Below are 17778 nucleotides of genomic sequence, written 5' to 3' on the forward strand. Positions count from 1 at the left end.
TGGAGCTGTTTTGGGAGCGCTTCGCGCTCCAGCGGGAGCAAGCTCCCTCGCCACAAGTAGGTGCGTCGCTCTCGTTGGCGCGCACATGACCCTGCGTCTTTGGGAGCAACACCTATGTTGAACACCCTTCTCCCCATCCTGCTGTTCGCCGCTTTGGGCCTCGCGGTCCTTGGCGCCTTGCGGCGGGTGAATATGTGGCGCCGGGGGCGGCCGTCCAAGGTCGACCTGATCGGCGGCCTCTTTGCCATGCCCAAGCGCTACATGGTGGACTTGCACCATGTGGTGGCGCGGGACAAATACATCGCCAACACCCACGTCGCCACGGCGGGTGGCTTTGTGCTGGCGGCGGTGCTGGCGATCCTGGTGCACGGCTTCGGCCTGCAGAATCGCATTCTGGGCTACGCGTTGCTGTTCGCCACGTTGCTGATGTTCAGCGGTGCGATTTTCATTGCCTTGCGCCGCCGCAATCCACCGTCACGGCTGTCCAAGGGCCCGTGGATGCGCCTGCCCAAGAGCCTGTTTGCGTTTTCCATCAGCTTCTTCCTGGTGACCTTGCCGGTGGCCGGGATCTTGCCAGCGGACTTTGGCGGTTGGGTGCTGGTGGCATTGCTGGGCCTGGGCGTGCTTTGGGGCGTGTCGGAGATGTTCTTCGGCATGACCTGGGGCGGGCCGATGAAGCACGCCTTCGCCGGCGCCCTGCACCTGGCTTGGCACCGTCGTGCCGAGCGCTTCGGCGGCGGTCGCTCCACCGGGCTCAAGCCGTTGGACCTGAACGACCCGGCGGCACCGCTGGGCGTTGAAAAACCCAAGGATTTCACCTGGAACCAGCTGCTTGGCTTCGACGCCTGCGTGCAGTGCGGCAAGTGCGAAGCGGCCTGCCCGGCCTTTGCCGCCGGCCAACCGCTGAACCCGAAAAAACTTATCCAGGACATGGTCGTCGGCCTGGCCGGCGGCACCGATGCGAAGTTCGCCGGTAGCCCATACCCCGGCAAACCCGTGGGCGAACACGGCGGCAATCCTCATCAGCCAATCGTCAATGGCCTGGTGGACGCCGAGACGCTGTGGTCCTGCACCACTTGCCGGGCCTGCGTCGAGGAGTGCCCGATGATGATCGAGCACGTCGATGCCATCGTCGACATGCGTCGTCACCTGACCCTGGAAAAAGGCGCCACGCCAAACAAAGGTGCCGAGGTCCTGGAAAACCTCATCGCCACCGACAACCCAGGCGGCTTTGCCCCGGGTGGGCGGATGAACTGGGCGGCGGATTTGAACCTGAACCTGCTCAGCGAGAAGAAATCCACCGACGTGCTGTTCTGGGTCGGCGACGGTGCCTTTGACATGCGCAACCAGCGCACCCTGCGCGCCTTCGTCAAAGTACTCAAGGCCGCGAAAGTTGACTTTGCCGTGCTCGGTCTCGAAGAGCGCGACAGCGGCGACGTGGCCCGGCGCCTGGGCGACGAAGCGACGTTCCAGCTGTTGGCCAAGCGCAATATCCAGACCCTGGCCAAATACAGTTTCAACCGCATCGTTACCTGCGACCCCCACAGCTTCCACGTGCTGAAAAACGAATACGGCGCCTTCGATGGTAACTACCTGGTGCAGCACCACAGCACCTACCTGGCGGAAGTCATCGACGCCGGCGCCCTGAACCTCGGCCAGCACAAGGGCGACAGCGTGACGTATCACGACCCGTGCTACCTGGGTCGTTACAACGGTGAATACGAGGCACCGCGCCAAGTGCTGCGTGCGCTGGGCATCGAGGTCAAGGAGATGCAGCGTTCCGGTTTCCGCTCCCGTTGCTGCGGCGGTGGTGGCGGCGCGCCGATCACCGACATCCCGGGCAAGCAGCGCATTCCCGACATGCGCATGGAAGACATTCGCGAAACCGGTGCCGAACTGGTGGCCGTGGGTTGTCCACAATGCACCGCGATGCTCGAGGGCGTGGTCGAGCCGCGGCCGATGATCAAGGACATCGCCGAACTGGTGGCCGACGCGCTGCTCGAAGACGCGGCGGCAAGTAAACCAGTGGCCCCGGCCAAACGTGAACCTGCGGAGGTGCACTAATGAGCGACATCATCCGCCGCGACCCTCGCGCCGAGTGGATCGCCCGTAACCGCCTGCACCCGCTGCACGCGGCCATGCAACCGGTCCAGCACAGCTGGATGGGGCCCAACGGCGTGATCCGCAAGAATGTCCACGGCGTCGGTTTCATCGGCCCCAACGGTATCAAGCGTATCGACCGCAGCGGTGCCCAGCAGGGTGGCGCGAGCAAGCGCACCGCCGCCGTTGAAGTGCAATTGCCGCTGCATCAGGTGCCGCAACCGGCGTTCTACATCAGTGTGGTGCCGGACATGGTCGGTGGCCGCTTAAGCAGCCACGACCGCGATCTACTGGGCCTGGCCCATCAGCTTGCAGGTACGGACGGCGCGGTGCTGGCGGTGGTATTCGGCGAGCACAAGGAAAACGCCTTCGCCACGGCCGGTGTCGACCGCTTGCTGGTATTGGAAGGTGAGGCCTTCAGCGGTTATGCACCGGAACAACGGGTCCAGGGCCTGCGGGCTGTGGATAACCAATTCAACCCCCGCCATTGGTTGCTGCCCGACAGCCGTACCGGTGGCGGTGAACTGGGCCGGCGTTTCGCGGCGGCCCTGGGCGAACGTCCAGCGACGCGAGTCTGGCAGGTCAAGGGCGAGGAATGCATTGGCCGCGCCGGTGCAGGGCTGCAAGACCTGGCAAGGCCTTTGGCACGCTTGATCCTGGCGGCGGCCGAATGCGCCGAGCCGGTCAGTGAAACCCGACACGAAGCCTTGCCGGTGGAGTTATCCACAAGCGTGGCGCGCAGCTTGTCGCGTATCGAAGACCTCGGCGCGGTGGCGGTGGACCCGGGGGCGATCCCGATGGCCGAAGCCGAATTCATTTTCTCCGGCGGCAACGGGGTCAAGGACTGGGCGCTGTTCCACCAGACCGCTGCGGCCCTGGGCGCCACCGAGGGCGCTTCGCGGGTGGCGGTGGACGATGGTTTCATGGCGCGCGACCGCCAGGTCGGCGCGTCCGGCACCTGGGTCACGGCGCGGGTCTACGTGGCCGTGGGGATTTCCGGGGCGATCCAGCACCTGCAAGGCATCGGTGCCTGCGACAAGGTGGTGGCGATCAACCTCGACCCGGGCTGCGACATGATCAAACGGGCAGACCTGTCGGTGATCGGTGACAGTGCGGCGATTCTCCAGGCCTTGATCGCGGCGGTAGAAGCCTACCGCAACGAAGCCAAGCGCGATGCGGCTTAAGCTAAGGATTCAAGCATGACGACTCAAGTGATCAGCCTGGTGTCCATCGGTGCCCACCCGACCTCGGGTCGGCCTCGGCGCGCCGAGCAGGACGCCCGCGCCGTGGAGCTGGGCCTGCAATTGGCCGGCACCGACCTGCAGGTGTTGCACGCAGGTGACGTGGCCGAACCGGCCCTGCGCGCTTATTTGGGCATGGGCCTGGATGAACTGCACGTGCTGGAAAACCCCATCGGCGCCGACGCTCTTCCGGCCTTGACCGATTACCTGCGCGACGTCGGCGCCCAAGTGGTGCTTACCGGCAGCCAGGCGGAAACCGGTGAAGGTTCGGGAATGCTCCCGTTCCTGCTGGCGGAAAACCTCGGCTGGCCGCTGGTGGTGGGGCTGGCTCAGGTCGAGTCCATCGACAACGGCGTGGCCTTGGTACTGCAAGCCTTGCCCCGCGGCCAACGGCGTCGCCTGAAAGTACGCCTGCCGTTTTTGGCCACTGTGGATAACGCCGCGCCCAAGCCACGGCAAAGCGCTTTCGGGCCGGCCCGGCGCGGGGCTTTGCACGCTGAAGAGGTGGAGGTCATCGACGACACCTTGCTGGCGGTGGCGACCCTGCAACCGGCCAAGCCACGGCCCAAACGCTTGAAAGTGATCAAGGCCAAGAGCGGTGCCGACCGCATGAAAGCCGCCACGGCCAAAGCCAGCGGCGGAGGCGGGCAGGTGCTCAAGGGCGTGAGCCCGGAGGCCGGGGCCGAGGCGATTCTCAAGTTGTTGATCGAGGAAGGGGTTGTTCGCTAAACCCAGGCACACCTAAATCCCCTGTGGGAGCGAGCTTGCTCGCGATAGCGGTGGATCAGTAGCGTCGATGTTGCTGACACGCCGCCATCGCGAGCAAGCTCGCTGCTACAGGGGGCTTGTGTTTACCCACAATCCCTGTGCGCGCCTCTGTGGATAACCTGTTTGGCCCCTGCCGCACACCAGGCTGTTCAGGCCTGCACTCAAAACCCCCGTCTGACCTGCTGCAACATCCGGCCATAAAGCCGCTGGCCTGGCGGGTTGCCGCGTCCCAAGCCTGTGGGTAAAAAAGGTCGTTTCATCGCCAATGGAGTCCCCTCAATGGAAGTAGCAATTCGTCCGGCCTTGCCCACGGATACACGCGAGATCGCTCGTTTGTTCCGGATCTCCTCAGAAGGCGCATCGGATTACATCTGGAGCCAGCTGGCGGAGCCAGGCCAGGATCTCCTAGACGTGGGCGCCGCGCGTTATGCCCGGGAAGATGTCGATTTTTCCTACCAGAACTGCCTTGTCGCCCAGGCCAACGGCCAGATCATTGGCATGATGCACGCTTATGTGACGCGTCATGATCCACAGGCGGCCCCTGTGACAGACCCGGTCCTGGCGCCATACGCTGACATGGAAATCCCCGACACCCTCTATATCTCGAGCCTGGCCCTCCATGAAGGTTGGCGTAACAAGGGGCTGGGCGTGCGCTTTCTCGAGCGGGCCCAGCAGCGTGCCGCTCAGTTGCAGCTCAAGGGCCTGAGCTTGATCGACTATGCCGCGAACACCGGCGCCCGGCGCTTTTACGAACGTCATGGCTTTGGCATCGTCAAGACCTGTCAGGTGGTCCCCCATCCGATGATTCGGGTGACGGGGGAGGCGTATCTCATGCATCGGCCTTGAACCGTCACGGCGGCTTCACCTGAAACCCTGTGGGAGCGAGCTTGCTCGCGATAGCGGTAGATCAGTGGCATCGATGTTGACTGACGCACCGCTATCGCGAGCAAGCTCGCTCCCACAGGGCATGTGTTTACCCACAATCCCTGTGCGCGCCTCTGTGGATAACCTGTTTGCCCCTCGCGGTACACCATGCCAATCGGGCTCTCCAAGGCAGCGCTCAAAAAACAACCAGGCTAACTTACGGTTTTTCCTGGGTTTTGTGTATGAGTAAGCTGAGGTGAATCACAATACTTGCCCCCAATCTCTGTTGGCGCTTCTGTGGATAAGATGTTCGCTATCCTCTACAAGCCATACGAAGCGGGGCTTCCATGGGTTTGATCAATAAATGATCAAATCGCCATTTTTTTCCAGTAAACCCCTTTGGAACCGTGATTTACAGAGCGTTGGAGCGGTTTTCCACAGATTCGTCAACTTTACCCCCAAACACTGTTGGCGCTTCTGTGGATAAGGTGTTCGCTCTCCTCCACACGCCAGGCTGGGCAAGGCTTTCGAGCCGTTGATCAATAATTGACCTATATGGCGCAGAAACCGTCATTGTTCATAAGTCACGGTTTTTCTTCGCTTTATCGTCAGAAAGATTCAGTGCGCAACGCACTTGTCCCCATTTGCTGTGGGTGGCCATGTGGATAACTTGTTGGCGAAAGGCTACAAGGCACGGCGGGTATAGTCGAAAACGCAATAGGTCAAATTTCATACAGTTCTAAGGAACTCCCTTGACGGGGGTCTGTCGCCTGTCTTCACTCAGGGCACAAGGACACACCGCGATTTTTATCCACATCAGGTTCAGGGAGAACGCATGATGGATAGCCAGCCCCCCCGCACATATTTGTTTTCCCCTGTGACGTGCATCCCGACGTGTCCTACCTCGTTGCCCAAACGCTCCCGCCGCCGCGCCGTCAACCAGCGTGCGCGGCTATAGCGCCCCAGTAGGTCCCCGCGTTTCCCGTAACACCGCTGACTGCCGCTCAAACCCCTACGGGAGAGTGGCCAGGCGTTCGTGCGCCTGATTTGCAGGCAACCGCAGAGTTGCCCCATTTGCCTTGAGAGGACTTGAACATGACACGGATCTCGACCCCCATCAGTGACATCCAGGAGCATTACGACGTGATTGTCATCGGTTCGGGCTACGGCGGAGGCATTGCTGCTTCGCGCCTGTCCCGGGCCGGACGCAAAGTGTGCCTGCTAGAACGTGGCCGAGAGATCCAGCCCGGCGAATACCCGAACACCATGCTCGCCGCCACCGAGGAACTGCAGGTGCACGACCCGGACGGCCACATCGGTTCGCGCACCGGGCTGTTCGACTTGCACGTCAACGCCCAGCAGAACGTGGTGGTCGGTTGCGGCCTGGGCGGCACGTCGTTGATCAATGCCAACGTTTCCCTGGAGCCGGAGCCCGGTGTGTTCGATGATCCGCGCTGGCCGCTGGCGGTGCGTGAACACCGCGACACGCTGCTCAAGGAGGGCTATGCGCGGGCCCGGGAGATGCTCAAGCCCAATCCCTACCCGGATTCGTCGCCAAAGCTGCCCAAACTCGATGCCAACCGCAAATCGGCGAGTTACCTCAAGCAGGACGCGCATTTCTACAAGCCGCCCATCAATGTGACCTTCGACAAACTGCCCAACAACCTCAACCATGTCGGCGTCGAGCAATTGCCGTGCAACGGTTGTGGCGATTGCGTCTCGGGGTGTAACAACAAGGCGAAGAACACCACGCTGATGAATTACCTGCCGGATGCCTGGAATCACGGTGCGGAGATTTTCTGCCAGGCCGAGGTCAGGCACCTGGAGCGCGACGGCAATGGCTGGATCGTGCACTTCCAGTACCTGGACAGCGGTCGCGAGATGTTCTCGGCACCGACCTTGTTCGTGCGCGCCGACATCGTGGTGGTGTCCGCCGGGACCCTGGGTTCCACCGAGATCCTGTTGCGTTCCCGGGACAAAGGCCTGTCGATGTCCGCCCAGTTGGGCGAGCACATGAGCGGCAACGGCGACATCCTCGGGTTCGGTCACAACTGCGACCAGACCATCAACGGCATTGGCTTTGGCGCCCATTCGGCCAAGGAGCTGGAGCCGGTTGGGCCGTGCATCACCTCGATCATCGACATGCGCACCGAGGGCGACTGGCGCAGCCGCATGGTTATCGAGGAGGGCTCGATCCCCGGCGCCCTCGGCCGGCCCATGGTGCCGAGCATGGCCGCGTTCGCCGAGATGATCGGGGTGCCCACCGACACGGGCTTCGGGGCCAGCCTGAAATACAAGGGCCGGGAAGCCGAGAGCTTCCTGCGCGGCCCGTATTACGGCGCGCTGCATAACATGCAGACCTACCTGATCATGAGTCACGACAACGGCAAAGGCCGCATGGTGCTCGACAACAAGGACCAGTTGCGCATCGATTGGCCCGGCGTTGGCGAACAGGAAAACGTCACCCTCGGCAATGAGCGCCTGCACCAGAGCACCAAGGCGCTAGGTGGGATCTGGGTCGAGAACCCGATCTGGACCAAGCTGCTCAAGCACAGCATTGTTTCGGTCCACCCCTTGGGCGGCTGCGTGATGGGTGAAGACGCGACGCAAGGCGTGGTCAACCACAAGGGCCAGGTGTTCAGTGGCGCCAACGGCACGGATGTCTACCCGGGTCTCTACGTGACCGACGGTGCGGTGATCCCGACGTCCCTGGCGGTCAACCCGCTGTTGACCATCTCGGCAGTGAGCGAGCGCAACATGGGCCTGCTGGCGGCGGACCGGGGTTGGATCATCGACTACACGCTGCCCTCGGCCCCCCGCAAACCGGTGGCGCCGCCGACCCTTGGCGTGCAGTTCACCGAAACCATGAAGGGCTTCTTTTCCACGGCCTTCACCCAGGCCCAGGGCACGGATCTGACGCTGTACGAAGCGGCGGCCAAGCGCGGCAAGGCCGATAATTCGTCCATCGAGTTCACCCTGACCATCACCGCCGCTGACCTCAATCGGTTGATCAAGGAACCGGAACACGCCGCGACCCTGGTGGGTACCCTGGACGCGCCGCTGCTCTCGCCCAAACCACTGGTTGCCAGCAATGGGGTGTTCAACCTGTTCGAGCAATACCAGGAGCAGGTCGGCGTGCGGCACATGAACTACGACATGAAGCTGAGCGCCGAAGACGGCAACGATTACTACTTCAGCGCCTTCAAGACCGTGCCCGAGGACGATGGCGTGCTGAACATCTGGCATGACACCAGCACGCTGTATGTCACGCTGTATCGCGGGCCGGACAAGACCGGCGAGGTGATCGGCTCGGGGGTGATGCACATCCTGCCGGCCGACTTCGCCAAGCAGATGACCACCATGAAAGTGCTCAACGCCCGCAACGAGCGTGAACGCGTGGAGGCGCTGGCGCGGTTCGGCAAGTTCTTCGCCGGCATCTTGTGGGAGAGCTATGGCGGGGTCTTCGCCGGCGATATCTACTTCAACCCGGACGCACCGCCCCGGCTCAAACGACCGCTGGATGCACCGGCGCCAACCGTGCATTTCTTCCCGACCGAAGACAACGTCGAGCTGCGCCTGACCCGTTACCAGGCCGGCAGCAAAGGCCCGGTGATGTTGGTGCATGGCTTGGGCGTGGGCTCGAACATCTTCTCCACTGACACCATCCACACCAACTTGCTGGAGTACCTGTGCAAGCACGAGTACGACGTCTGGTTGCTGGACTTGCGGGTGAGCATCCTGCTGCCGGCCAGCAAGAACGAATGGAATGGCGACCAGGTCGCCCAATACGATTTCAAAGCGGCCATCGAGCAGATCCAGCAGGCGACCCTGGCCCGCGACGTGCAGTGCGTGGTGCATTGCTACGGCGCGACGACTTTCTTCATGTCGATGCTGGCGGGGTTGCAAGGGGTGCGCTCGGTGGTCTGCTCGCAGATTGCCGCCGATGCGGTGGTGGCCACTGCGACGGGTTTGAAGGCCGGCCTGCACCTGCCGGGGATGCTCGATGCCATTGGCATCAAGTCGCTTACCGCCTACGCCGACACCAAGGAAACCTGGTTCAACAAACTCTACGACAAGGCCCTCAACGGCTATGCCCGGATCGAGGCCCAGGGCTACTGCACCAACCCGGTCTGCCACCGCATCACGTTCATGTATGCGTCGCTGTACCGCCACGACACCCTCAACGAAACCCTGCACGACAACCTGCACGAGTTGTTCGGCGAGTCGAACATGCACACCTTCGAGCACCTGGCGCTGATCGTGCGCAAGGGGCATCTGGTGGACTTCAAGGGCAACGACGTCTACATGCCGCATTTCGATCGGCTGAAGTTGCCGATCTGCTTCATCAGCGGCGCCGACAACCAGTGCTACCTGCCGCAGAGCACCCTCAAGACCTATGAACGACTGTGCGATATGCACGGCCCGCAATTGTTCAGCCGCCACGAAGTACCGGGTTACGGCCACATCGATTGCATGTTCGGCAAGGATGCGGTGGTGGATGTGTATCCGATCATTCTTGAACACCTGGAGAAGACGGCCCTCGGTTAGGAGGACAACTGACCCGTGGCGAGGGAGCTTGCTCCCGCTCGGCTGCGAAGCAGTCGTCGCTCCTGAGATCTGGGGGCCGCTGCGCGACCCAGCGGGAGCAAGCTCCCTCGCCACAAAAGCATTGCTCCGGTTCAAGAATAAGGAAATGGATGCCATGAACACTTACATCCGCTGGTTCCAACGCATCATCTGGGTGGGAATTGTCATGAACATGGTCTTCGCGATTCCAGCGCTGTTTGCGCCGGCGTTGCTGACGTCCATGCTCGGCCTGCCCCCCGTGTTGTCCGATCCCTGGCTGGAGAACAGCGGCATGTTGCTGGTGGGGATCAGCCTGTTCTACATGCCCTCGGGGTTCAATGCGCCGCGTTTCGTGGTGCACTCGTGGTTGTGCGTGCTGTCGCGGCTGGTGGCGGTGGTGTTCTGGATCTACTTGATCAACACCAATAACCAGGGCTCGCTATTCGTGCCGATGTTGTTGGGCGACTTGAGCATGTTCCTGATTCTGGGCGTGCTGCTGTACTTGGGCTGCCCGGTGGCCAATCGTCCGCTGGCCCTGCTCTGCGCCGGTTGGCAGGAGTGGCGCGCCGGCTGGGCGCGGCGCTGGCAAAGCCACGGCTTCAAGGTTGGTGCGCTGGTGGTTGTGCTGCTGCTGGGCTTCATCGGCTACCAGACCTGGTACCAGATGATCCGCGAAGTGCCACAGCCGGACTTTGCCTCCGATGAGGACCATTACAAATACGCCGCCATCGGCCTGGGCATCGAAGCGCGCATCCCGTATTACCTGTTCGCCGTGCTGCCGCAGATGTGCCCGGAAAAACTGCCCAAGCCGGGCGGCTACGAGGTGTTCGGGTTCCTCTATGAAAATGGCAACGACTTGCCCATCGGCATGGCCAAGCGGCAGCTCGGTTACCCCACCGTGGAGCCCAACTGCGCCCTGTGCCACACCGGCTCTTACCGGGCCAATGCCAGTGACGTCGCGGTTCCAGTCGCCACCGCGCCGGCCAATACCCTGCAACTGCAAGCCTTCCAGTGGTTCGCCTACGAATGCGCCAGTGACCCGAAATTCACCCCGGATGCGGTCATGGCGGCGATCAACGGCAAGTTCCAACTGGGCTTTTTCGAGAAGCTGTACAACCGCTACTTGATCATTCCGATGGCCAAGAGTGCGCTGCTCAAGCAGAAGCAGGCCTACGCCTGGCAGAAACTGCGTCCAGCCCAGGGGCCCGGGCGGACCGACACCTTCAACCCGACCAAAATGGTGGTGTTCGGTTTCCCGGATGACTCCACCATCGGCACCGTGGACTTGCCCCAGGTCTGGAACCAGAAACCTCGTGAGTCGATGTATCTGCATTGGGACGGCAATAACAACCAGATCCACGAGCGCAATTACGCCGCCGCCATGGCCGTGGGGGCGACGCCGCAATCGGTGCTGCCGCCGAGTTTCAACCGGGTGACCAATTGGTTGCTGGGCCACAAGGCACCGGCCTGGCCGTTCGCCCTGGATCAGGCGAAAGTCGCCCAGGGCAAACCGATCTGGGAGAAAAACTGCGCCAGTTGCCACGACTTCGGCCGCACCGACACGGGCCAGGTCACCACCAACATCGACCAGTTGGGCACCGATTCCCATCGTCTGAACTCCTTCACCACAGGACTGGTGACAGCGTTCCACGGCTTCAAGAAACCTCCGTTCGACTTCGGCGCCTACCGCAAGACCCAGAGCTACAGCAACACGCCCACCGACGGCGTCTGGCTGCGGGCGCCGTACCTGCACAACGGCTCGGTGCCGACCCTGTGGGATTTGCTGCAACCACCGGAGCAACGGCCGCAAGTGTTCTACACCGGTTCCGACATCTACGACCAGGAGAAGGTCGGCTTCATCACCCGCGGCGCGCAAATGAAGGCGTCGGCGGATTTCAAATACGACACCCGCCTGGAAGGCAACCACAACAGCGGTCACCTGTATGGCACGCAGCTGTCGGACGTCGATAAACGGGCCTTGATCGAATTCATGAAAACCCTGTAGCCCAGGGCACTGCGAAGGAGCGTTCACATGTCATTACTGCACCATTGGGAACATGAGTTCGACAAGGTCAAGGTCCGCCTGCACGGGTTGGTCACGCGGCTGGAAATGTCCTGGAAGAAACTCGTCAACGATCTGGAGCCCGAGGAGTTCCAGGCCATCGTCAAACTGCTGCAAAGGGGCCACGACCAGGCGCAGCACGTCATCAATCACGGCGACCTGCCGGATGACGAACCGGCCGTGCCCTGGGAACTGGCCCACGGCTTGTCGATCCTGAAGATCGGCAACGCCAAGCCCTTGCCGCAAAGCGAGGACCAATTGCCGACCCGGGTCCTCAAGGACGGCACCTTGCTCGGTTGTCGCAAATGGGAGTTGCTGGATTTGTTATGGAGCGAGGCGTTGCTCAAATGGATCGAGAACCTGCGCCACCACGCGCCGTTTGCCACTACTCCGGCGCTGGTGAAAATGGACAGCGACGTGGTGCTGGCCATCGCCGGCGACTGGGGCACCGGACCCTTCGACAGTCATGCACCCGCGGTGGCCGTGGCCGATCAGATGCAACTGGCCCAGGCCGATTTCACCATCCATTTGGGCGATGTGTATTACGCCGGCACCCACTCCCAGGAAGACGTCGACATGATCGGCTGGCCCCAGGGCAAGCACGGCTCATTCACCCTCAACTCCAACCACGAGATGTACAGCGGTGCCCACGGTTATTTCAAGGAACTGGCCAAGCGTTTCCCGGTGCAGCAGGGCACCAGTTACTTTGCCTTGTACAACGACGACTGGCTGGTGGTCGGCCTCGACAGCGCCTACGCCTCGGACGCCATGAACCTGTACATGGACGGCACCCTCAACGCGCAACAGATCGATTGGATGAAGAGTTTGCCCAAGCGCAAGAAGCTGATGGTGCTCAGTCATCACCAGGGTTTCGATATTTCCGGGCACAACAAGACGGCGCTCTACCAACCGGTCTGTGATGCCCTGGGGCGTGAGCCGGACTATTGGTATTGGGGCCATTTGCACAACGGTATCTGCTACGCCACCCAAGGTGGGTTGCACGCACGCTGCGCCGGGCACGGGGCGATTCCCTACGGCACCACCAGCGAACTGAACGGGCATGCCCGGGTGCTGTGGTCGGAAACTCAGTTGGCCGGGGACGAGGCGTATCCAGAGCGGGTGTTGAATGGGTATGTGAAGGTGCGGCTGGTGGGAGAGAACATCGAAGAGACGTTTTATGGGGAGGATGGGTCGGTGCGGTGGTCTTCAAAATAATCGGCTGAAGATTAAACCGCTTTCGCGAGCAGGCTCGCTCCCACATTGGAATGCAATCTCATGTGGGAGCGAGCCTGCTCGCGAAGCTTTTTGCTGTCAGCCCTGGACCGGAACACCCTTGAGGTACGGCGCAGGCTCGGCCCCCAGGTTGTTGAGCATGCGCTCGCTGTACCAGTCTACGAAGTTCACCACGCCGAACTCATAGGTCTTGGAGTACGGGCCCGGCTGGTAGGCGGTGGAGTTGATGCCGCGCTGGTTTTCTTCGGCCAGGCGACGGTCCTGGTCGTTGGTGGCGTCCCAGACCTGGCGCATGCGCGCCACGTCGTAGTCCACACCTTCGACCGCGTCCTTGTGCACGATCCACTTGGTGCTGACCATGGTTTCCTGGGCGCTGATCGGCCACACGGTGAACACGATGATGTGATCGCCCATGCAGTGGTTCCACGAGTGCGGCAGGTGCAGGATGCGCATCGAGCCCAGGTCCGGGTTCTTGATGCGGCCCATCAGCTTGGCGCAGCCTTGCTTGCCGTCCATGGTCATCGATACGGTGCCCTTGAGCAGCGGCATGCGCACGATGCGGTTACGCAGGCCGAAACTGGCGTGGGCGTAAGGGATCTTCTCGGCATCCCAGGCGGCGGCGGAGGCGGCCACATGGTCCTTGAACGCCTGGTCGGCGCGCGGGTCGGTGACGTCGTCCCATTCCAGCAGGGTCTTGAGCAATTCGGGGTGCGCGCCGCCGCAGTGGTAGCATTCGCGGTTGTTTTCCAGCACCAGCTTCCAGTTGGCCTTCTCCATCAAGGTGGTTTGCACCGCCACCTTGGTGTTTTCCATGTCGTAGGGTTCCATGTAATGGGTCAGGGTCGCCAGGAAGTCGTCGATGGCCGGCGGGTTCTCCGCCAGGCTGATGAAGATGTAGCCGCCGGCGGTCTTCACGTTCACGGGCTTCAAGCCGTACTGCTTCATGTCGAAGTCGGCGCCCATTTCGGTGCCGGCGAACAACAGGCGACCGTCCAGCTCGTAGGTCCACTGGTGGTAATGGCAAACCAGTTTGGCAACCTTGCCCTTCTCGCTGGTGCACAAGCGAGAACCGCGGTGGCGGCAGACGTTGTGGAAGGCATGCACTACACCGTCGGCGCCGCGAATCACGATGATCGGGTTCTTGCCGACTTGCAGGGTCAGGTAGTTGCCTTTGGTCGGGATTTCGCAGGTCATGCCGGCGATCAACCATTCCTTTTGGAAGATTTCCTGCATGTCGATATCGAACAGCCGCTCATCGGAGTAGAACGGCTGAGGCAACGAGAACGTGCGCTCACGCTCCTGTAGCATCTGTGCGGTGGCCTTGCGTGCGGGTTCCAGCGGATCGCCCAGGCTCAGGGTAGTGGTGACGTCCATCATTTTATCCTCAAGGCCCTCTACGTGGCCGCAAAAGTGGCTGATCGGTTGTGCTACGCAAGGCAAAAAATATTGTTTGTCTGTTGGGGCGAGTGTGGGGCCGCGCAGGGGCCGAACCTTATCCATGGGCGACATGGCCCAATCTGTTCCCGACGCGTAAGGCCCGGTAGTTAAGGGCTGGTCGCGATAAGTATGTGAATGTCGCAGATAGGTAAATGGCCGTTCAGGCGCCTGCGCACAATCGCCAACATGAAGGCCGGCAGTCGGCCGTGGAGATCAGCATGTCCAATAACTTCCTGAACCCGGTCACGACCCAGACCTGGGCCAATGGCCGACATATCGTGCGTTGCGTCAAAGTCATCCAGGAAACCTGGGATGTGCGCACGTTCTGCTTCATGGCCGACCAGCCGATCATGTTCTTTTTCAAGCCGGGGCAGTTTGTCACCCTGGAGCTGGAAATCGAAGGCCAACCGGTCATGCGTTCCTACACGATCTCCAGCTCGCCGTCAGTGCCCTACAGTTTTTCGGTGACCATCAAGCGCGTGCCGGGGGGCAAGGTTTCCAACTGGCTGCACGACACCCTGCACGAAGGCCAGGAGCTGGCGGTGCACGGGCCGGTGGGCTTGTTCAACGCCATCGACTTCACCAGCCCCAAGGTGCTCTACCTCAGCGGCGGCGTCGGGATTACCCCGGTGATGTCCATGGCGCGTTGGTACTACGACACCAACGCCAACGTCGACATGGTGTTCATCCACAGTGCCCGCTCGCCCAAGGACATCATTTACCACCGCGAGCTAGAGCACATGGCGTCGCGGATCGACAACTTCAACCTGCACCTGATTTGTGAAAAACACGGCCTGGGCGAGCCTTGGGCCGGTTATCGCGGCTACCTGAACCTCAAGATGCTGGAGCTGATGGCGCCGGACTTCCTGGAGCGCGAAGTATTTTGCTGCGGTCCGACGCCGTACATGAATGCGGTCAAGCGCCTGCTGGAAGCCAATGGCTTCGACATGAAGCGCTATCACGAGGAATCCTTCGGTGCCACGCCACCGGAAGCCCGCGCCGACGCCGTGGAGCAGGCCGAGCAGGCCGCCGACGCGCCGGAAGTCGATGCCGCGGACCTGCACCTGGTGGAGTTCACCTCCTCTGGCAAGAGCATTCGTGTGGGGCCGGGAGAAACCGTCCACGCCGCCGCCGCCAAGCTCGGCATGATGATCCCCAAGGCCTGCGGCATGGGCATCTGCGGCACCTGCAAGGTGTTGAAGCTGGGCGGGGAAGTGGAAATGGAGCACAACGGCGGGATCACCGAGGACGACGAGGCCGAAGGTTACATCCTGTCGTGCTGCAGCGTGCCGAAGGGGGATGTGCGGATCGAGTTTTGATCAGCGGCGGCCCCCTGTGGCGAGGGAGCTTGCTCCCGCTCGGCTGCGCAGCAGTCGTAAAACCGGCAAACGCGGTGCACCTGGCAAACCGCATTCTCAGGCCTTGGGGCTGCTGCGCAGCCCAGCGGGAGCAAGCTCCCTCGCCACAAAAGCTTAAAAGCCCAAAAGCCCAAAAGCCTGAAGATATCGGTCGTTGCTTCAGGCGCTCATCACTTCCCGAATATCCACCGCCAACTCCCGCACCCGCGCTTCTTCGGTATCCCACGAGCACATGAAGCGTGCGCCGCCCTTGCCGATGAAGGTGTAGAAGCGCCAGCCCCGGGCGGTGAGGGCGGCGATGGCCGGTTCCGAGAGTTGCAGGAATACGCCGTTGGCCTGGACCGGGAACATCAGTTCCACGCCGGGAATGTCGCTGACCAGTTGCGCGAGCAATTGGGCGCAGTGGTTGGCGTGGCGGGCGTGCTTGAGCCAGGCGTCGTTCTGCAACAGGCCGACCCACGGCGCAGAGAGAAAGCGCATTTTCGAGGCCAACTGCCCGGCCTGTTTGCAGCGGTAGTCGAAGTCCACGGCCAGGTCGTGATTGAAGAACAGGATCGCTTCACCCACCGCCATACCGTTTTTCGTCCCGCCGAAGCACAACACGTCCACGCCGACCTTCCAGGTAAGGTCTGCCGGTGAGCAGCCGAGGAAGGCGCAGGCGTTGGAAAACCGCGCGCCGTCCATGTGCAGGTTCAGCCCCAGCTCCTTGCAGGTAACGCTGATGGCGCGGATTTCGTCCGGCGTGTAGACACTGCCGACTTCCGTAGCCTGGGTGAGGGTCACGACCCGTGGCTTGGGATAATGGATATCCTGGCGCTTGAGGGCGACCTCGCGGATGGCGTCGGGGGTCAGCTTGCCGTTTTCAGTACGGGCCACCAACAGCTTGGAACCGTTGGAGAAGAACTCCGGCGCGCCGCACTCGTCGGTTTCGACGTGAGCGGTTTCCGAGCAGATCACGCTGTGGTAACTCTGGCACAGCGAAGACAGCGCCAGGGAGTTGGCCGCAGTGCCGTTGAACGCGAAGAACACTTCGCAGTCGGTTTCGAACAAGGCACGGAAATCATCCGCCGCGCGATGGGTCCACTCGTCGTCACCGTAGGCGCGCTGGTGGCCCTGGTTGGCCTCTTCCATGGCAGCCCAGGCTTCTGGGCAAATGCCGGAATAGTTGTCGCTGGCAAACTGTTGACTCTTGTCGGTCATGGGCCTTGCTCCTGAGATAGAGAGTCCTGGGTAAGAGATCCCTGGCGGAATTCCCGTTTGGGGAGTTCCCTGGTTCGGCGTGTTTGAGTTCACAGCGCCGTGGTCGATGTTGGTGCGCACTTTACCCAAGATTAGCGGGGGAACCCACCGGATGTTGCTGTCAGAAAATCACAAAGCCATCGGGCCGCTGTGCACATGAGCCGCCGTGACGGTGCACTGGACCTGCTCAAGTGGTTGGGTCTGGTGGCGATGGTGCTCGATCATCTGCGATATGTCGGGTTCTCCGTTGACTGGCTTTACGTGCCGGGACGCTTGGCGTTCCCGTGGTTTTGCCTGGCAATGGCGGCGAACCTGGCGCGCAGCGAGGCCAGCGCGAGCCGGTGGGGTTACCTGGGCTGGCTGCTGCTGTTCAGCGCGCTGAGCGAGATTCCCTACCGGATGTTCTTGCCCGACGCCGCCACCCTGAATGTACTGCCGACCCTGACCCTGGGGTTGCTGGTGGCGCGCAGCTGGCAGACGCCGACCCTGGAGGCGCGAGGCCTGGCGGCGGGGGCGTTGCTGTTGGCGGCGCTGTTCTCGGCGCAACTGATGTTTGGCTTCTTTGGCGTGCTGCTGCCGCTGGCGATGTTGCTGGTGTTTCGCCGGCCTTGGTACTTCGCGTTGTTGCCAGGGTTGGTGTGTGTGGCGGCCAATCAATGGCGGGTGTTGTATGGCGCGGCGTGGCTGGGGGATGCGGTGGCGTTGTGGGGGTTGTTGGCTTGCCTGATTGCGCCAGGGCTGGGGTTGTTGCTGTTGCGACAGGCTGGTCGTTTTCATCCCCCGGCGATGCGGCGTTGGGCTTATGGCCTTTATCCGGCGCATTTCCTGGTTTTGCTCGTGGTTCGCCAGGTCGCCGCGTAGCCCTTGTGGCGAGGGAGCTTGCTCCCGCTGGGCTACGAAGTAGCCCCCA

11 protein-coding genes are annotated in these 17778 nt (G+C 61.9%); 9 read left to right on the top strand and 2 right to left on the bottom strand.

The features are described 5' to 3' along the window. Positions 1-114 precede the first annotated feature (114 nt). The 7 genes from dgcB to QNH97_RS02545 all read left to right on the top strand — a co-directional run bounded on the left by dgcB (position 115) and on the right by QNH97_RS02545 (position 12816). A complete protein-coding gene (dgcB, locus tag QNH97_RS02515; protein WP_283555457.1) occupies positions 115-2064 on the top strand; it encodes a dimethylglycine demethylation protein DgcB in 1950 nt (649 codons plus the stop codon). Further along, positions 2064-3284: an electron transfer flavoprotein subunit alpha gene (gene etfA, locus QNH97_RS02520; RefSeq protein ID WP_283555458.1), complete on the top strand. Its 1221-nt coding sequence runs from the start codon at positions 2064-2066 to the stop codon at positions 3282-3284. The genes dgcB and etfA overlap by 1 nt, the downstream gene beginning before the upstream one ends. Positions 3285-3299: 15 nt before the next feature. Continuing rightward, on the top strand, positions 3300-4070 hold the full coding sequence (etfB, locus tag QNH97_RS02525; RefSeq protein ID WP_283555459.1) for an electron transfer flavoprotein subunit beta: 771 nt from the start codon (positions 3300-3302) through the stop codon (positions 4068-4070). A 318-nt stretch (positions 4071-4388) separates the two neighbouring features. After that, positions 4389-4955: a GNAT family N-acetyltransferase gene (locus QNH97_RS02530; protein WP_283555460.1), complete on the top strand. Its 567-nt coding sequence runs from the start codon at positions 4389-4391 to the stop codon at positions 4953-4955. 1113 nt (positions 4956-6068) lie between these two features. Further along, positions 6069-9521, top strand: a complete 3453-nt coding sequence (locus QNH97_RS02535; protein ID WP_283555461.1) for a GMC oxidoreductase — start codon at positions 6069-6071, stop codon at positions 9519-9521. A 154-nt stretch (positions 9522-9675) separates the two neighbouring features. Beyond that, positions 9676-11544: a c-type cytochrome gene (locus QNH97_RS02540; RefSeq protein ID WP_283555462.1), complete on the top strand. Its 1869-nt coding sequence runs from the start codon at positions 9676-9678 to the stop codon at positions 11542-11544. Between the two features lie 27 nt (positions 11545-11571). After that, positions 11572-12816: a metallophosphoesterase family protein gene (locus tag QNH97_RS02545; protein ID WP_283555463.1), complete on the top strand. Its 1245-nt coding sequence runs from the start codon at positions 11572-11574 to the stop codon at positions 12814-12816. Positions 12817-12912: 96 nt separating this feature from the next. Here the strand turns inward: QNH97_RS02545 and gbca are convergent, their stop codons facing one another. After that, positions 12913-14208 carry a glycine betaine monooxygenase oxygenase subunit gene (gene gbca, locus QNH97_RS02550; protein WP_283555464.1) on the bottom strand — a complete coding sequence of 432 codons (1296 nt, stop codon included), beginning with the start codon at positions 14206-14208 and terminating at the stop codon, positions 12913-12915. A gap of 281 nt (positions 14209-14489) precedes the next feature. Here gbca and gbcB point away from each other — a divergent pair, with 281 nt between their 5' ends. After that, on the top strand, positions 14490-15590 hold the full coding sequence (gene gbcB, locus QNH97_RS02555) for a glycine betaine monooxygenase reductase subunit (protein WP_283555465.1): 1101 nt from the start codon (positions 14490-14492) through the stop codon (positions 15588-15590). Between the two features lie 198 nt (positions 15591-15788). Here the strand turns inward: gbcB and QNH97_RS02560 are convergent, their stop codons facing one another. Continuing rightward, a complete protein-coding gene (locus tag QNH97_RS02560; protein WP_283555466.1) occupies positions 15789-16829 on the bottom strand; it encodes a threonine aldolase family protein in 1041 nt (346 codons plus the stop codon). 195 nt (positions 16830-17024) lie between these two features. On the opposite strand from QNH97_RS02560, the gene QNH97_RS02565 reads away from it, so the two are divergent. Next, positions 17025-17729: a TraX family protein gene (locus QNH97_RS02565; RefSeq protein WP_283555467.1), complete on the top strand. Its 705-nt coding sequence runs from the start codon at positions 17025-17027 to the stop codon at positions 17727-17729. The last annotated feature ends 49 nt before the right edge of the window (positions 17730-17778 follow it).

The sequence above is a fragment of the Pseudomonas sp. G2-4 genome, from assembly GCF_030064125.1.
In the GTDB taxonomy this organism is placed as follows: domain Bacteria; phylum Pseudomonadota; class Gammaproteobacteria; order Pseudomonadales; family Pseudomonadaceae; genus Aquipseudomonas.